The sequence below is a fragment of the Sphaerisporangium viridialbum genome, from assembly GCF_049674955.1.
GTDB lineage: Bacteria > Actinomycetota > Actinomycetes > Streptosporangiales > Streptosporangiaceae > Sphaerisporangium > Sphaerisporangium viridialbum.
Genome location: NZ_CP187232.1, coordinates 5,526,441 through 5,538,501, shown reverse-complemented (window position 1 = coordinate 5,538,501; position 12,061 = coordinate 5,526,441). Strand labels below are relative to the sequence as shown.

The 12,061-nt window shown below is 68.1% G+C and carries 12 protein-coding genes; 11 read left to right on the top strand and 1 reads right to left on the bottom strand.

Going from position 1 to position 12,061, the window contains the following annotated elements; translation table 11 throughout:
• Positions 1-282: 282 nt before the first annotated feature.
• From ACOZ38_RS24770 to ACOZ38_RS24730, 9 genes are all read left to right on the top strand, one after another.
• Positions 283-1,443 carry an MFS transporter gene (locus ACOZ38_RS24770; RefSeq protein ID WP_424533554.1) on the top strand — a complete coding sequence of 387 codons (1,161 nt, stop codon included), beginning with the start codon at positions 283-285 and terminating at the stop codon, positions 1,441-1,443.
• 238 nt (positions 1,444-1,681) lie between these two features.
• Positions 1,682-2,953, top strand: coding sequence for a cytochrome P450 (locus ACOZ38_RS24765; protein ID WP_424533553.1), 1,272 nt, complete (start codon positions 1,682-1,684; stop codon positions 2,951-2,953).
• Positions 2,954-2,962: 9 nt separating this feature from the next.
• Positions 2,963-3,169, top strand: coding sequence for a ferredoxin (locus ACOZ38_RS24760; protein ID WP_424533552.1), 207 nt, complete (start codon positions 2,963-2,965; stop codon positions 3,167-3,169).
• On the top strand, positions 3,166-4,605 hold the full coding sequence (locus tag ACOZ38_RS24755; protein ID WP_424533551.1) for an aldehyde dehydrogenase family protein: 1,440 nt from the start codon (positions 3,166-3,168) through the stop codon (positions 4,603-4,605). Before ACOZ38_RS24760 ends, ACOZ38_RS24755 begins: the two co-directional genes overlap by 4 nt.
• Positions 4,606-4,733: 128 nt before the next feature.
• Positions 4,734-6,128: an MFS transporter gene (locus ACOZ38_RS24750; protein ID WP_424533550.1), complete on the top strand. Its 1,395-nt coding sequence runs from the start codon at positions 4,734-4,736 to the stop codon at positions 6,126-6,128.
• Entirely contained in the window at positions 6,125-6,619 is a 495-nt protein-coding gene (locus ACOZ38_RS24745) for an HtaA domain-containing protein (protein WP_424533549.1), read from the top strand. The genes ACOZ38_RS24750 and ACOZ38_RS24745 overlap by 4 nt, the downstream gene beginning before the upstream one ends.
• Positions 6,616-7,020 carry a Zn-ribbon domain-containing OB-fold protein gene (locus ACOZ38_RS24740; RefSeq protein WP_424533548.1) on the top strand — a complete coding sequence of 135 codons (405 nt, stop codon included), beginning with the start codon at positions 6,616-6,618 and terminating at the stop codon, positions 7,018-7,020. Before ACOZ38_RS24745 ends, ACOZ38_RS24740 begins: the two co-directional genes overlap by 4 nt.
• A complete protein-coding gene (locus ACOZ38_RS24735; protein WP_424533547.1) occupies positions 7,020-8,177 on the top strand; it encodes a thiolase C-terminal domain-containing protein in 1,158 nt (385 codons plus the stop codon). Before ACOZ38_RS24740 ends, ACOZ38_RS24735 begins: the two co-directional genes overlap by 1 nt.
• A gap of 48 nt (positions 8,178-8,225) precedes the next feature.
• Positions 8,226-9,077: a MaoC/PaaZ C-terminal domain-containing protein gene (locus ACOZ38_RS24730; protein WP_424533546.1), complete on the top strand. Its 852-nt coding sequence runs from the start codon at positions 8,226-8,228 to the stop codon at positions 9,075-9,077.
• 59 nt (positions 9,078-9,136) lie between these two features.
• Here ACOZ38_RS24730 and ACOZ38_RS24725 read toward each other — a convergent pair whose 3' ends face one another.
• Positions 9,137-9,724: a TetR/AcrR family transcriptional regulator gene (locus ACOZ38_RS24725; RefSeq protein WP_424533545.1), complete on the bottom strand. Its 588-nt coding sequence runs from the start codon at positions 9,722-9,724 to the stop codon at positions 9,137-9,139.
• A gap of 196 nt (positions 9,725-9,920) precedes the next feature.
• Between ACOZ38_RS24725 and ACOZ38_RS24720 the strand changes: the two genes are divergently transcribed.
• The gene (locus ACOZ38_RS24720) at positions 9,921-10,820 is read left to right on the top strand and encodes an SDR family NAD(P)-dependent oxidoreductase (RefSeq protein ID WP_424533544.1); all 900 of its coding nucleotides are present in this window, start codon (positions 9,921-9,923) and stop codon (positions 10,818-10,820) included.
• A 5-nt stretch (positions 10,821-10,825) separates the two neighbouring features.
• Positions 10,826-12,061 (top strand): NAD(P)/FAD-dependent oxidoreductase, encoded by a 1,236-nt coding sequence (locus tag ACOZ38_RS24715; RefSeq protein ID WP_424533543.1) that lies wholly within the window; start codon positions 10,826-10,828, stop codon positions 12,059-12,061.

Genomic DNA, 12,061 nt, shown 5'->3' with positions numbered 1-12,061 from the left:
AGCGGCTGCCCGCAGCGACTGAGCGCTCACCCTCCGCGGGAGCCTGGCCGTCTTCGGCGCTGGGCCATGTCTGTGTGCATCGAGCCCTCCTCACCCGCGCACACGAACGGATGCCGCCGCTCACCAGGCGATGACGACATCCGATTAGATCGCAAGTATAACTAGTTACACTTGTGATTCCTTGACATACGCCATGCTCTCGCGAGTCTGGGCCGCCCGTCGCCTCAGCTGTGCAACCCAGAAAGGGCACCCGTGCCAGATCAACGCCCGCAGAGAAGTCCCATGCCGAAGGTCGTCTGGCTGCTCGCCATCATCGGGTTCACGACCATGGTCGGCTCGGGAGTCGTCGCGCCTTCACTGCCTGCCCTGGCTGTCGAGTTCGGCATCACGGCTGGTGTCGCAAGCCTGGCGGTGAGTGTCTTCGCGGCCATGCGGCTCGTCGGGGGCATTGCCACCCCGGGACTGCTCCGTGTGTGGACATTTCGGGCCCTTCTCTCGGGTGGACTACTCGTACAGGGACTTTCGGCGCTGGGCGCCGGCCTGGCCCCGGAGGTCATCAGCTTTCTTGCGGCGCGGGCCGTGGGCGGCCTCGGCTCGGCCGCCTTCACGGCCGCGGCAACGGGCCTGCTCATCGCCACAGTGCCGGGAGACGTACGCGGCCGGGCGATGAGCACGTTCATGACGGGCATCTCGCTCGGCACCGTCGCGGGGCCCGCCCTGGGCGGTGTGCTCGCGACATCGAGTGCCCGGCTGCCACTCTTGGGGTACGGCGTCGCGACCGTCCTCGCCGCGGTACTCGCGTTCGTTCTGTTGCGCCCCCACCGGTCGCTCCGGGCGACGGGATCGGCCCCGACGCAAGACGCGACAAATGTCTCGAAGTGGGCCATGGCCCACGTCCTCATCACCGACAAGGTCTTCGTCGCGGTCCTGATGTGCCAGTTGGTCGCAGGCTGGGTCTTCTATGGCATGCGGTCGGGGTTCATCCCCCTGCACCTGGCCGCCGCGGCGTACTCGACCGCGTTCATCGGCCTCATGGTGTCGCTCACTGCGCTGTCGCAGGTCGCGAGCTCCGCGATAGCGGGGCCGTTGTCCGACTCGCGTGGCCGCTACGGGCCGTTGCTGGCCGGTATCACGTTCACTGTGCTCGCGCTGGTGCTTATCGCGTACCCCGGGCACATGCTGCTGGTCGTTGCCGGATTCGTGCTGCTGGGTCTTGCCGCGGGCGGGGTCAACTCCGTCACCTCCGCCCTTTTGGCCGATTCCGGCCGTGGTACGAACCCGACCGCCCTCGCCGCTTACATGGTCGCCATGGACCTTGCCGCCGTCGTGGGTTCCCTGGTCAGCGGTTTCCTCGCCGACGCGGTGGGGTTCGCCGCCGCCTTCTGGCTCGCCTGCGCGCTCACGGTGACGGCGGGAGCGTTCGTGCTGCGCGCGAGGAGATGATCGATCGCGGTCGAGCCGCCGCCGGCGTTCCAGGCGGAGCGAAATTCACTCTTGTGTAACACGTTATATAACCGGTTATACTACAGGTGCAGCGGCAGACAGCCCGCGTCCTGGAAGCAATAGCCAGGCCGACGGGCGCGCCACCGACAGGGGCGCCGGCTCGTTACCACACCCCGCTCACGCCTGCCTGACGGCCCATGCCGTCGAATTCGTCTCGAAGCCGAGACCGGGAGATCTCATGCTGATCCATGCCACCGAGCACCCTCCTACCACTGACAAGGACATCTCCAGCCGCGCCTTCTGGGCCCAGCCGATGGCGGAGCGGGAGAAGACCTTCGCATGGCTTCGCAAGCACGCGCCCGTAAGCTGGCATGCTCCCATCGAAGTGCCCGGCCTGCCTCGGGAGGTCCACGGCCAGGCCGGGTTCTGGGCGGTCGTACGCGCGGAGGACATCACGATCGTCAGCCAGAACCACGATCTGTTCAGCTCGGCTCTGGGCACCGCGACCCTCCGCCCCATGGACCCGGCGCAGCGGCAGCCTCCGACCTTCCTGCATATGGACCCCCCCGAGCACACCGCCTACCGGAAGGTGATGAGCGCCGCGTTCACGCCGAAGGCGGTGGCGAAGCTCAGCCGGAAGATCGAGGAGCGGGCGCGGGAGATCGTCGATCGCGTCGTCGGGGCGGGCGAGTTCGACTTCGTCGCGGAAGTCTCGTGCAAGCTGCCGATGTTGACGGTCGCGGACCTTCTCGGCGTTCCCTCCGAGCTTGCCGAGGATTTCGCGCGGGCCGGCAACGAGGTCATCACCATCATGACGGCCCCCGAGGAGCTTCCGCCCGGCGTCTCGTTCCAGGAGTACGCAGCCGAGCGTATGCAATTTCTCTTCGCGATGGGCGCGGAGCTCGCCGCGCATCGTCGCAGGCACCCGGCCGACGACATCATGACCAACCTCGTCCAGGCCGATTTCGACGGGCGCAGGCTCACCGATGGCGACATCGGCTCGATGATGATGCTGCTGAGCGTCGCCGGCAACGACACCACCAAGCAGACGACATCTCAGACCGCGGTCCAGCTCGATCGCAATCCGGACCAGCGCGCCTGGCTCATGGAGGATTTCGACGGCCGCATCGCGGGAGCGGTCGAGGAGTTCGTCCGGCACGCCTCGCCGGTCATCGCCTTCGCGCGGACCGCCGCCACAGATGTCGAGCTCGGTGGCGTCACGATCCAGGCCGGCGACAGGGTTGCGATCTTCTACGCCTCGGGAAACCGGGACGAGACCGTCTTCGACCACCCGGAGCGCTTCGACCTCTCCCGGGGGCGTAGCCCGCATGTCGGATTCGGTGGCGGCGGCGTCCACTACTGCCTGGGCAACGGGGTGGCCAAGGCGCAACTGCGCGCCCTGTTCAAGGAGATTCTCACCAAGCTGCCCAACCTCGAGGTCGGCGAGCCCGAGTACCTGCGCAGCGAGTTCATCAACGGGGTCCGCCGACTGCCCGTTCGAGTGTCCTAGGAAGCCGAAATGAAGATCGTTGTAGACCGCGGCCGTTGCACGGGCATCGGCATCTGCGAGTCGGTGGCCCCGGATCGCTTCGAGGTCGATGAGGACGGGGTGCTGCACCTCATCGGTCCCGACATCGGCGATGATGAACGGCCGCTGCTGGCGGAAGCCGTTCGGTCCTGCCCTGCGCGCGCGCTGAGCATCGAGAACCGGGAAGCGGCGAAATGACGAGCAGTGATGTCGGCGCACGAACGTTCGTCGCGACCGTCGCCGGCCGCGATCTCGTCACGAGCAGCCGGTTCGACGTCATCAACCCGGCGACGGGTCAGGTGCTCGCCACCGCCCCGTCGGTGCTTCCCGAGCAGCTCGACGAGGTTTTCGGCGCGGCGGCCGCGGCCGCCCCGAAGTGGGCACGAGACGAGGACGGTCGCCGGGCGGCGATGCGCCAGGCCGCCGCCTTGATCGAGGCGCACGCGGCCGAGCTCGCGGTGATCCTCACGTCGGAGCAGGGCAAACCCCTCAACGATGCCAGGGGGGAGATCGGCCGGGCCGCGTCATGGTTGCGCTACTACGCGGAACTGGAGATCCCACGCGAGATCATCCGTGACGACGACCAGGCGTTCCAGGAGGTCGTGCGCAGGCCGATGGGCGTCGTCGCCGCGATCACGCCGTGGAACGTCCCGGTCGGCCTGGCGATGTGGAAGATCGCCCCGGCGCTGCGGGCAGGGAACACCATCGTCGTCAAGCCCTCGCCGTACACGCCCCTCACCACCCTTGAGATCGGCCGCATGCTGCGTGAGGTGCTGCCCCCCGGCGTGCTCAACGTCGTGGCCGGGCCGGAACCGCTGGGCGCGGCACTCGTGTCCCATCCGGTGCCGCGCAAGGTCAGCTTCACCGGCTCCACGGCGGTGGGGCGCCTGGTCTCCCGCGCCGCGGCGGAGGATCTGAAGAGGATCACCCTGGAGCTCGGAGGCAACGACCCGGCGATCATCCTGCCCGACATCGACGTGGCCAAGGTCGCTCCCGCGCTGTTCTGGGGTTCCTTCATGAACAACGGACAGGTCTGCCTCGCCGCGAAGCGCATCTACGCGCACCGGGACGTTCACGACGACCTCGCCGACGCCGTGGCCGAGATCGCTGTGTCGGTACGTGTGGGGAACGGCCTCGACGAGGGCACGCAGCTCGGTCCGATCAACAACGAGCCGCAGTTCAGGCGCGTTGAGATGCTGGTCGACGACGCGACGCGGAACGGAGCCACCGCGCGCGCCGGCGGTCGAGCCCTCGACCGGGCGGGCTACTTCTTCGCGCCCACTGTCCTGACCGGCGTCCGCGAGGGGGTGAAGGTCGTGGACGAGGAGCAGTTCGGACCCGTCATGCCGTTCATTCCCTTCGACGACGATGACGACGTCGTCGAACGCGCGAACGCCAGCGAGTACGGACTGACCGCCTCCGTGTGGTCAGCGGACGTTGAGCGGGCGTACGCGATAGCCGACCGGATCGACAGCGGTCAGGTCTCCATCAACATCCACGGAGGCGGGGTGCTGCCCACCCTGCCGTTCGGTGGTCACAAGTCCAGCGGCGTCGGAGTCGAGAACGGGCCCTGGGGCCTGTACGGCTTCACCGAGCTCCAGGTGATCAGCGGGCCACCCCGGTCACGAGCGTAGATTGCCGGGCCGCGCCGCCACCGCCGGCGGTCGCGGTCTCCGACGCCTGCCATAGCCGGCGGCCGTCCAGCACTTCACATCGGGGCCAGTTCGCATCGGGGTTTCGCCACTCGACAGGGAGTACCCGAATGACCACAGCCGCATCCCGTCCGGTAGCCGCAGACAACAAACAGAGATCACCATGGTGGGTCATCGTCGGCGCGGGCATCGCCGGCATGTGCGCGCCGGGACCGGTATCGCTTGGCACCCTCGGCCTCTTCATGCTTCCGATGACCGACGAACTCGGATGGACCCGGACGCAGGTGTCCGCGAGCTTCACCGTCGCCGCAGTGGGCATGGCCATCGGCCTCGTCGTCGTCGGCCGCCTGCTCGATCGCTTCGCCGTCCGGTGGATCGTCATCCCGGGCTTCATCGGCTACACGACCGTGTTCGCCCTCATCGGGACGGTCGGCAGCGACTCGCTTCCGGTCTACTACACGCTGCACTTCATGATCGGCCTGCTCGGATCGAGCACCAGCATCCCGTTCAGCAAGGCCCTGGTGAGCTGGTTCGACAACAAGCGTGGCATGGCGATCGGTGTGATGACGGGCTTCTGGGGACTCGGTTCGTCGATCATGCCCCTCATCGCCGGCTCCTTCATCGCCCTCTTCGGGTGGAGAGGCGCCTACGCGGCGCTCGCCGTGCTCTCGATGATCATCGCGACCTCGGCCGTGAGCGTTCTGGTGCGCGTCAGGGCCGAGCGGAGCGTGCGAGGACGGCTGGTCAAGGAGGTCACCGACGCGCGTTCCGAGAGCGTGGTCAGTCTGGAGGTCCCCGGTCTCACGTTCAGGCAGGCGCTTCATAGCCGTCACTTCTGGATGATCACGCTTGGCCTGGGCGCCGCTGGTCTGACGATCACCGGCATTCAGGTGAACCTGGTTCCCATGATGGTGGACCGCGGCCTCGAGCCGGCCCAGGCCGCGTTGCTGCTCACCATCCTGGGCCTATCCGGCCTCATCGGACGGTTGGCGGGCGGCTTCATCATCGACCGGCTTCCCGGCCGGATCATCGGCGCCGTCGTCGTCTTGATCCCCATCGCCGGCTTGCTGTTCCTCCAACCGCCGCTCGGCGTCGTCGCGGCCGCCGTGGCGCTGATCGGCCTGGCTCTGGGCATCGAGAACGACCTGGTCATCTTCTTCATCACGCGCTACCTGGGAACACGCGAGTACGGCCGCATCGTGGGCGTGATTCAGGCCGCCTTCCTGGTCATCTCCGCGTTCGGCCCGGTGGTCTTCAGCGCGGCCTATGACGCGTCCGGCTCCTACAACACGATCATCCCGGTCTTCATCGCGACCCTGGCCGTGGCGGCGATCGTCATTCTGCTGCTCGGCGAGTACCGCTACCCGGCGGTGCACGGTTTCGACCGACTCGCCGCCAAGGACGAACTGGCCGCCGCGGAGATCCTCAGCGAACAGGCCGCCGGCGAAGAGCACGACACCATGCCCGCGAAGGCCTCGCCCGCGACCGGGGGAGTACAGCGATGAGCGAGCCCGTCTCCCCGGCACGGCGCCCGCTGCCCAATGTCGTCCCAGCGCACCACGCCATGGCCTGGGGAGTCCGCGCGTCGTTCCGGGCGTACGTCGAGGAGGCGGGCGAGATCCGGATCGAAGCCCCGGCGTCGGCAGCCGGCCGGGAGTTCCGTTTCCGCCGTGCGGCCTGCGACGGCGATGTCGTCCGGTACGAGGGCGCCGTTCTCTTCACCGCCCATGGAGGGCTGCTGCGCCTGGAGGTGCGTGACCCCTCGATCCACCGGGAGGGGGAGCGGCTCGTCCTCAGCGTGGCGGACACGACCGCTCCCGGCCGGCGCCTGATCCTCGCCGATCTCGAGCCGGCCACAGACGGAAGCGGCTTACACGCCACGCTCGCCCCGGAAGGGGCCGTCGCGTTCGACTTCCGTTACCCGGCGGGATCTCCCCTGGAGCCGGTACACCTCGAACCCCCATCCGACCATCACGAAACCACGAGGAGAACATGATCACCCCGCTGACACCGCAGGCGTCGTCTCTCACGGCGCCGTTCTGGGAGGCAACCAGGGAGGGCGAGCTGCGCATCCAGCACTGCGACGCCTGCGCACGGTTCTACTTCTACCCCAGGACGTCCTGCCGCTACTGCCAATCCCTGGACGTCCGATGGCGGCCGGTCTCGGGCAGGGCGACACTGGCGTCGTACGTGATCAACCGCAGACCCATGTGGGGTACGGGGCCGCAGGTGATCGCCCTCGTCGACCTGGACGAAGGCCCACGGCTGATGACCAACATCGTCGACGTGGCGGCGGACCCCGAAGCGCTCACCCTGGGGATGCGGCTCGAGGTTCGCTTCGAAGAGCGCGGGGAGATGTTCCTGCCGATGTTCGCTCCTGCCGGAGGCGAGGCCTGATGGGATCCATGCACAAGGGCGGCGTCGTCATCTGCGGTGCGGCCGAGACCACCGATCTGGGCGTGCTCCCGACCATCCCAGAGCTCGAACTGCACCTCGACGCGGCACGTAACGCGCTCGCCGACGCGGGCCTGACCACGGCGGACATCGACGGGATCGCCTCCGACCGGTCCCCGGTCTACGAGATCTCCGACGCCCTCGGGGTCCGTCCACGCTGGTTCGACGGCACCGCCGTCGGCGGCTGCAGCTTCATGGTGCACGTGCGCCACGCGGCGGCGGCCATCGCGGCGGGCGCCGCCGACACGGTGCTCATCACGCACGGACAGTCCGGCCGGTCCCGTCTCGACGCTCCGCCCTACGTGCGTGACCCGTCGAGCATGGCGGCTCAGTTCGAGCACCCGTACGGCGCCCTGATGCCGTTCTCCAGCTTCACGCTGCCGGTGCTGGCCTTCCTGGAGTCCCGTGGCCTGACACGCCGCGATCTCGCCCAGGTCGTGGCGGCGCAGCGCGAATGGGCCGTGCCCAACCCGCGCGCGCTGCGCCGCAAGCCCATCACGGTCGACGAGGTGCTGGACGCGCCGGAGGTCGCCTACCCGTTCACGAAGGACATGTGCTGCGTCGTCACCGACGGCGGCGGCGCGCTGGTCCTCACGAGCGCCGAACGTGCCCGGGACCTCGACAGCGCCGATCGGCACGTCTACCTTCTCGGGTCCGGAGAGGGAGCCGCGGGGCCGCTGGTCTCGCAGATGGACGACCTCACCTCCTTCGGGCCGTTCCAGACGGCGAGCCAGGAGGCGTTCCAAACGGCGGGCATCACCCATGCCGACGTCGACCACGTGATGTTCTACGACGCGTTCGCCCACCTCCCGCTGTACATGCTGGAGGACACCGGGTTCGTCGGTCCCGGTGAGTCCGGAGAGTTCATCCGCGCAGGGCACACGCTTCCCGGCGGTTCGCTTCCGATGAATACCAACGGCGGCGGGCTGTCGTACACCCACACGGGGAAATACGGGATGTTCGCCATCCAGGAGGCGGTCCGCCAGTTGCGCGGCGAGGCCGTCGTGCAGGTCCCCGACGCGCGGATCAGCTTCGTCCAGGGCGTCGGCCACATGTTCGCCGCCGCCGGCAGTCTCGTGCTCTCCAACGTCCCTGGCTGAGCGCGGCGCCGGACATCCATCGAACCCAACCGAAGGAGAGGAACACCCATGACCGTCGACCCCACGAAGGTCGGTACTCCGCTGGAGGGGTCTCCCACGAGCTGGGATTCCAAGGACGCCCTGCTCTACGCGCTCGGAGTGGGCGCGGGCGCCGAGGACCCCCTCAAGGACCTGAAGTACACCACGGAGAACAGCGAGGGGGTGGCGCAGGAGGTGCTGCCGACGTTCGTGACGGTCATGACCGGCAGCGTCGGTAAGCATCCCACCGAACTCGTCGGCTCCGTCCCGCGTTCCAGCATCCTGCACGGCGAGCAGAAGGTCATCCTGCATCGGACCATCCCGACGGCGGGGACCGTCGTCTCCGAAGGAAAGATCGCCGGCATCTACGACAAGGGCAAGCACGCGAACCTCGTCACCTCGTCGGTGCTGAAGGATCCCACGTCGGGGGCGAGCTACGCCGAGGTCCAGGTGACGCTCGTCCTGCGGGGGGAGGGAGGTTTCGGGGGTGATCCGGGACCGGCCGCACACTGGGAGGTACCTGCCAGGAAGCCGGACGAGATCGTGAGTTACCCGACCAAGGTCGATCAGGCGCTGCTCTATCGCCTGAACGGGGACCGCAACCCGCTGCACTCCGACCCCGCCTTCGCGGCGAAGGCGGGGATGAAGCGGCCGATCCTGCATGGCCTGTGCACGTACGGATTCGCCGGCAGGGCCCTGCTGGCAGCCGTGGCCGACGATGACCCGTCTCAGTTCGGCGAGTTCTCCGTCCGCTTCGCCTCGACCGTCAACCCGGGGGACTTGCTGGACACGTTGATCTGGCGCACCGACGATGGGGCGATCTTCCAGACCAAGGTGGGCGAGACCGTCGTGCTGGACCGTGGGGTGTTCCATCTCCGGTAGTCCCGCGCTCCGGCCGCGTGCTCCACGAACCCGGGGCGCCGCGCGTCGTCAGCCGGTGATCACCGTTCCTGCGATCGGGACGGGAGACCCTGCGTCGCCGCGTCAAGTTGAGCGCACGCGAGATCGATCATTTCGTAGACCACGTCGATGTCCATCGTTTCGCTCAGCCATTGGCCCACGGCGGCCCCCCAGACCAGGCGGACCATCTGTAGTAGCCGACGCTCGCTCGCCGTCGCCGGGACGCCGTCCGACTCGAGCGCCTGCAGTGCGACATCGATCAGGGACTTCTCCGGCTCGCCGGGCAGTCTTTCGACGGCCTCGATCCTGTGAATACCGGAGAAGACCGAAAAGATCGCCCGGCCCAGGTTCGGTTCGCGGGTCACCACAACGAACGCACGTTTGAAAACGCGGCCTACCCGGTCGCCTCGGGTGCCTCCCTCGATCGGGTGAGCCTCGTTGTAGGCCGCATAGCGTCGGACCTGATCCGTGCCGAGGAGGCCGAGCAGGGCGATCTTCGATGGCACGAGCCGGTACAGCGTGACGGTCGTCATGCCCGCCCGCTCGGCGACGGCACGCATCTGGACGGCATCGGGACCGCCTTCGAGCGCCAGCTCGCGAGCTGCCTCGACGGCCCGGCGTCTCCGCAAGACGGCGTCCTCAGCCGACCTGCCTCGTATGCGTGTTGTCATGCTCTCGCCTTCGTGGGATATGGATCATCCGCTCATCACCTTATCAACGAAACCCATAAGTAGAACGTGTTGTACATACGTATGACCTGTTCTACTATCGACGCACTCCCCCCAGTTACGCCGCATTTGCGACTTTCCACAGAGAGAAATCACCATGAGCAGTGAAGCCATTCTCGATGGGCGCGTGGCCATCATCACCGGAGCCGGCCGGGGCATCGGCGCGGCGGTGGCCCGCCTCTTCGCCGAGCAGGGCGCAAAGGTCGTTCTCAACGACCTCGGGGCGAACCCGGACGGTACCGGAAGCGACGAAGGCCCGGCCCACGCGGTCGCCGAGGAGATCGTCGCGGCGGGCGGCAAGGCCATCGCCAACGGCGGCGACATCGCCGACACCGCGACGGGCGAGGAACTCGTCAAGCTCGCGGTCGAGCGGTTCGGCGGCCTGGACGTGGTCGTCAATGTCGCCGGCATCCTCCGCGACAAGATGATCTTCAATCTCGGGCCCGCGGACTGGGACGCGGTGATCCGGGTGCACCTTCGCGGCACCTACAGCACCGTCAAACCCGCGAGCGCCTACTGGCGTCAGCAGCGCAACCCCGGGGGCCAGTACAGGATCATCAACTTCGCCTCCAACTCCGGCCTGAACGGGGCCGCCGGCCAGCCCAACTACGCGGCGGCGAAGATGGGAATCGTCGGGTTCACCTACTCGCTCGCCCAGGCGCTCGGCCGTTACGGAGTGACGGCGAACGCGGTCTCCCCCTCGGCGATGACCCGCCTCGTCGCAGCCGTCGTGGACCCATCGCACGAGGCGATGGCCGAACTGCTTCCCGAGAACATCGCCCCCGTCGTCGCCTATCTCGCGAGCAAGGAGTCGGGATGGCTGAGCGGCCGCGTGATCGGCGCGGCCGGCCGGACACTGAGCCTGTACAACAACCCGAGTGTGATCTCGACCGTCGAGAGCCCTGGCAGCTGGGACCTCGACTGGCTGGCGGAGAACGTCGAGGCCGCGTTCCGCCCGCTCGCCGACGGCGTGCCGCAGATCCGTTACGCCGGGTAGCGACCGTGGCAGCCACCAGATCCGACCTGCTCGTCGTGGGTGCGTCCCTCGCCGGGCTGCGGGCGGTCGAGGCGGCTCGCCGGGAGGGGTTCGGCGGGTCGATCACCCTCATCGGTGACGAGCCCCATCTCCCCTACGACCGGCCGCCGCTGTCCAAGCAGTATCTGAAAGCCGACGGGTCAGCGGACTTCTTCCGTTCCGAGCACGAGCTCCGCGTCGAACTCTCGATCGACCTTCGCCTCTCGACGCGCGCGACCAGGCTCGATCCCATCACCCACGAAGTCCACACAGCCGACGGCGACGTGCTCGGCTACGGGCGGCTCCTGGTGGCGACGGGCGCGAGCCCCCGCTCGATCCCGCAACTCGGGGGCAGGGCCGGCGCGTACACATTGCGGACGGTGGACGACGCGGCGCGACTTCGTGCGGCGATCATTCCGGACCGCAACGTCGTGATCATCGGAGCGGGCTTCATCGGCTCGGAGATCGCATCCTCGGCCCGCGAGAAAGGAGCCCGGGTCACGATCGTCGAGGCGGCGCCGATCCCGCTCGTACGCGCGGTCGGCGACGAGGTCGGTCGCGCCCTCGCGGGCATCCACGGCCGCCACGGGACCCGGCTCCTGTGCGGAACCTCGGTCGATGAGGTCATCGGCGGGGACCGTGTCACCGACCTTCGCCTGAGCAACGGCGAGACGGTGCTCGCCGATGTCGTGGTCGTCGGGATTGGTGCGGCGCCCGCGACGGAGTGGCTGCGGGACTCGGGTCTCGCACTGCATCCGGTCGACGGCGGCGTCGTCTGCGACGAGTATCTGCGTTCCTCCGTGGCCGACGTGTACGCGGCCGGGGACGTCACGCACTGGCCGAACGGTGTCATGGACCTCACGATGAGGCTGGAGAACTGGACGAATGCGGCGGACCAGGGAGACCGCGCTGCGATCAACGCGCTCTTCCCGCACCGCGCCGCGCCCTTCGTCACCGTGCCGTACTTCTGGAGTGACTGGTACGGGAATCGCATCCAGTTCGTGGGAACGGCCCAGGCCGACGAGGTCGTGTTCGCCCGCGGCGGCAAGGACGAGTCCACGTTCGTCGCGCTCTACCGGGTGGGAAACCGGCTCGCCGGCGCCGCCACCGTCAACGAACCACACATGACCATGAAGCTCCGGCGGCTCATCGCCAGCCGTGGTTCATGGGAAAGCGCCCACGAATTGGTCCGGGCGGTCCGCGCGCCCGCCGGACAGAGGTGA

Bases quoted from the DNA above. Each gene is read 5' to 3' on its own strand.
- ACOZ38_RS24745 (WP_424533549.1), top strand. From the start codon at position 6,125: ATGAGCGAGCCCGTCTCCCCGGCACGGCGCCCGCTGCCCAATGTCGTC.
- ACOZ38_RS24755 (WP_424533551.1), top strand. From the start codon at position 3,166: ATGACGAGCAGTGATGTCGGCGCACGAACGTTCGTCGCGACCGTCGCC.
- ACOZ38_RS24730 (WP_424533546.1), top strand. From the start codon at position 8,226: ATGACCGTCGACCCCACGAAGGTCGGTACTCCGCTGGAGGGGTCTCCC.
- ACOZ38_RS24740 (WP_424533548.1), top strand. From the start codon at position 6,616: ATGATCACCCCGCTGACACCGCAGGCGTCGTCTCTCACGGCGCCGTTC.
- ACOZ38_RS24765 (WP_424533553.1), top strand. From the start codon at position 1,682: ATGCTGATCCATGCCACCGAGCACCCTCCTACCACTGACAAGGACATC.
- ACOZ38_RS24735 (WP_424533547.1), top strand. From the start codon at position 7,020: ATGGGATCCATGCACAAGGGCGGCGTCGTCATCTGCGGTGCGGCCGAG.
- ACOZ38_RS24760 (WP_424533552.1), top strand. From the start codon at position 2,963: ATGAAGATCGTTGTAGACCGCGGCCGTTGCACGGGCATCGGCATCTGC.
- ACOZ38_RS24770 (WP_424533554.1), top strand. From the start codon at position 283: ATGCCGAAGGTCGTCTGGCTGCTCGCCATCATCGGGTTCACGACCATG.
- ACOZ38_RS24750 (WP_424533550.1), top strand. From the start codon at position 4,734: ATGACCACAGCCGCATCCCGTCCGGTAGCCGCAGACAACAAACAGAGA.
- ACOZ38_RS24720 (WP_424533544.1), top strand. From the start codon at position 9,921: ATGAGCAGTGAAGCCATTCTCGATGGGCGCGTGGCCATCATCACCGGA.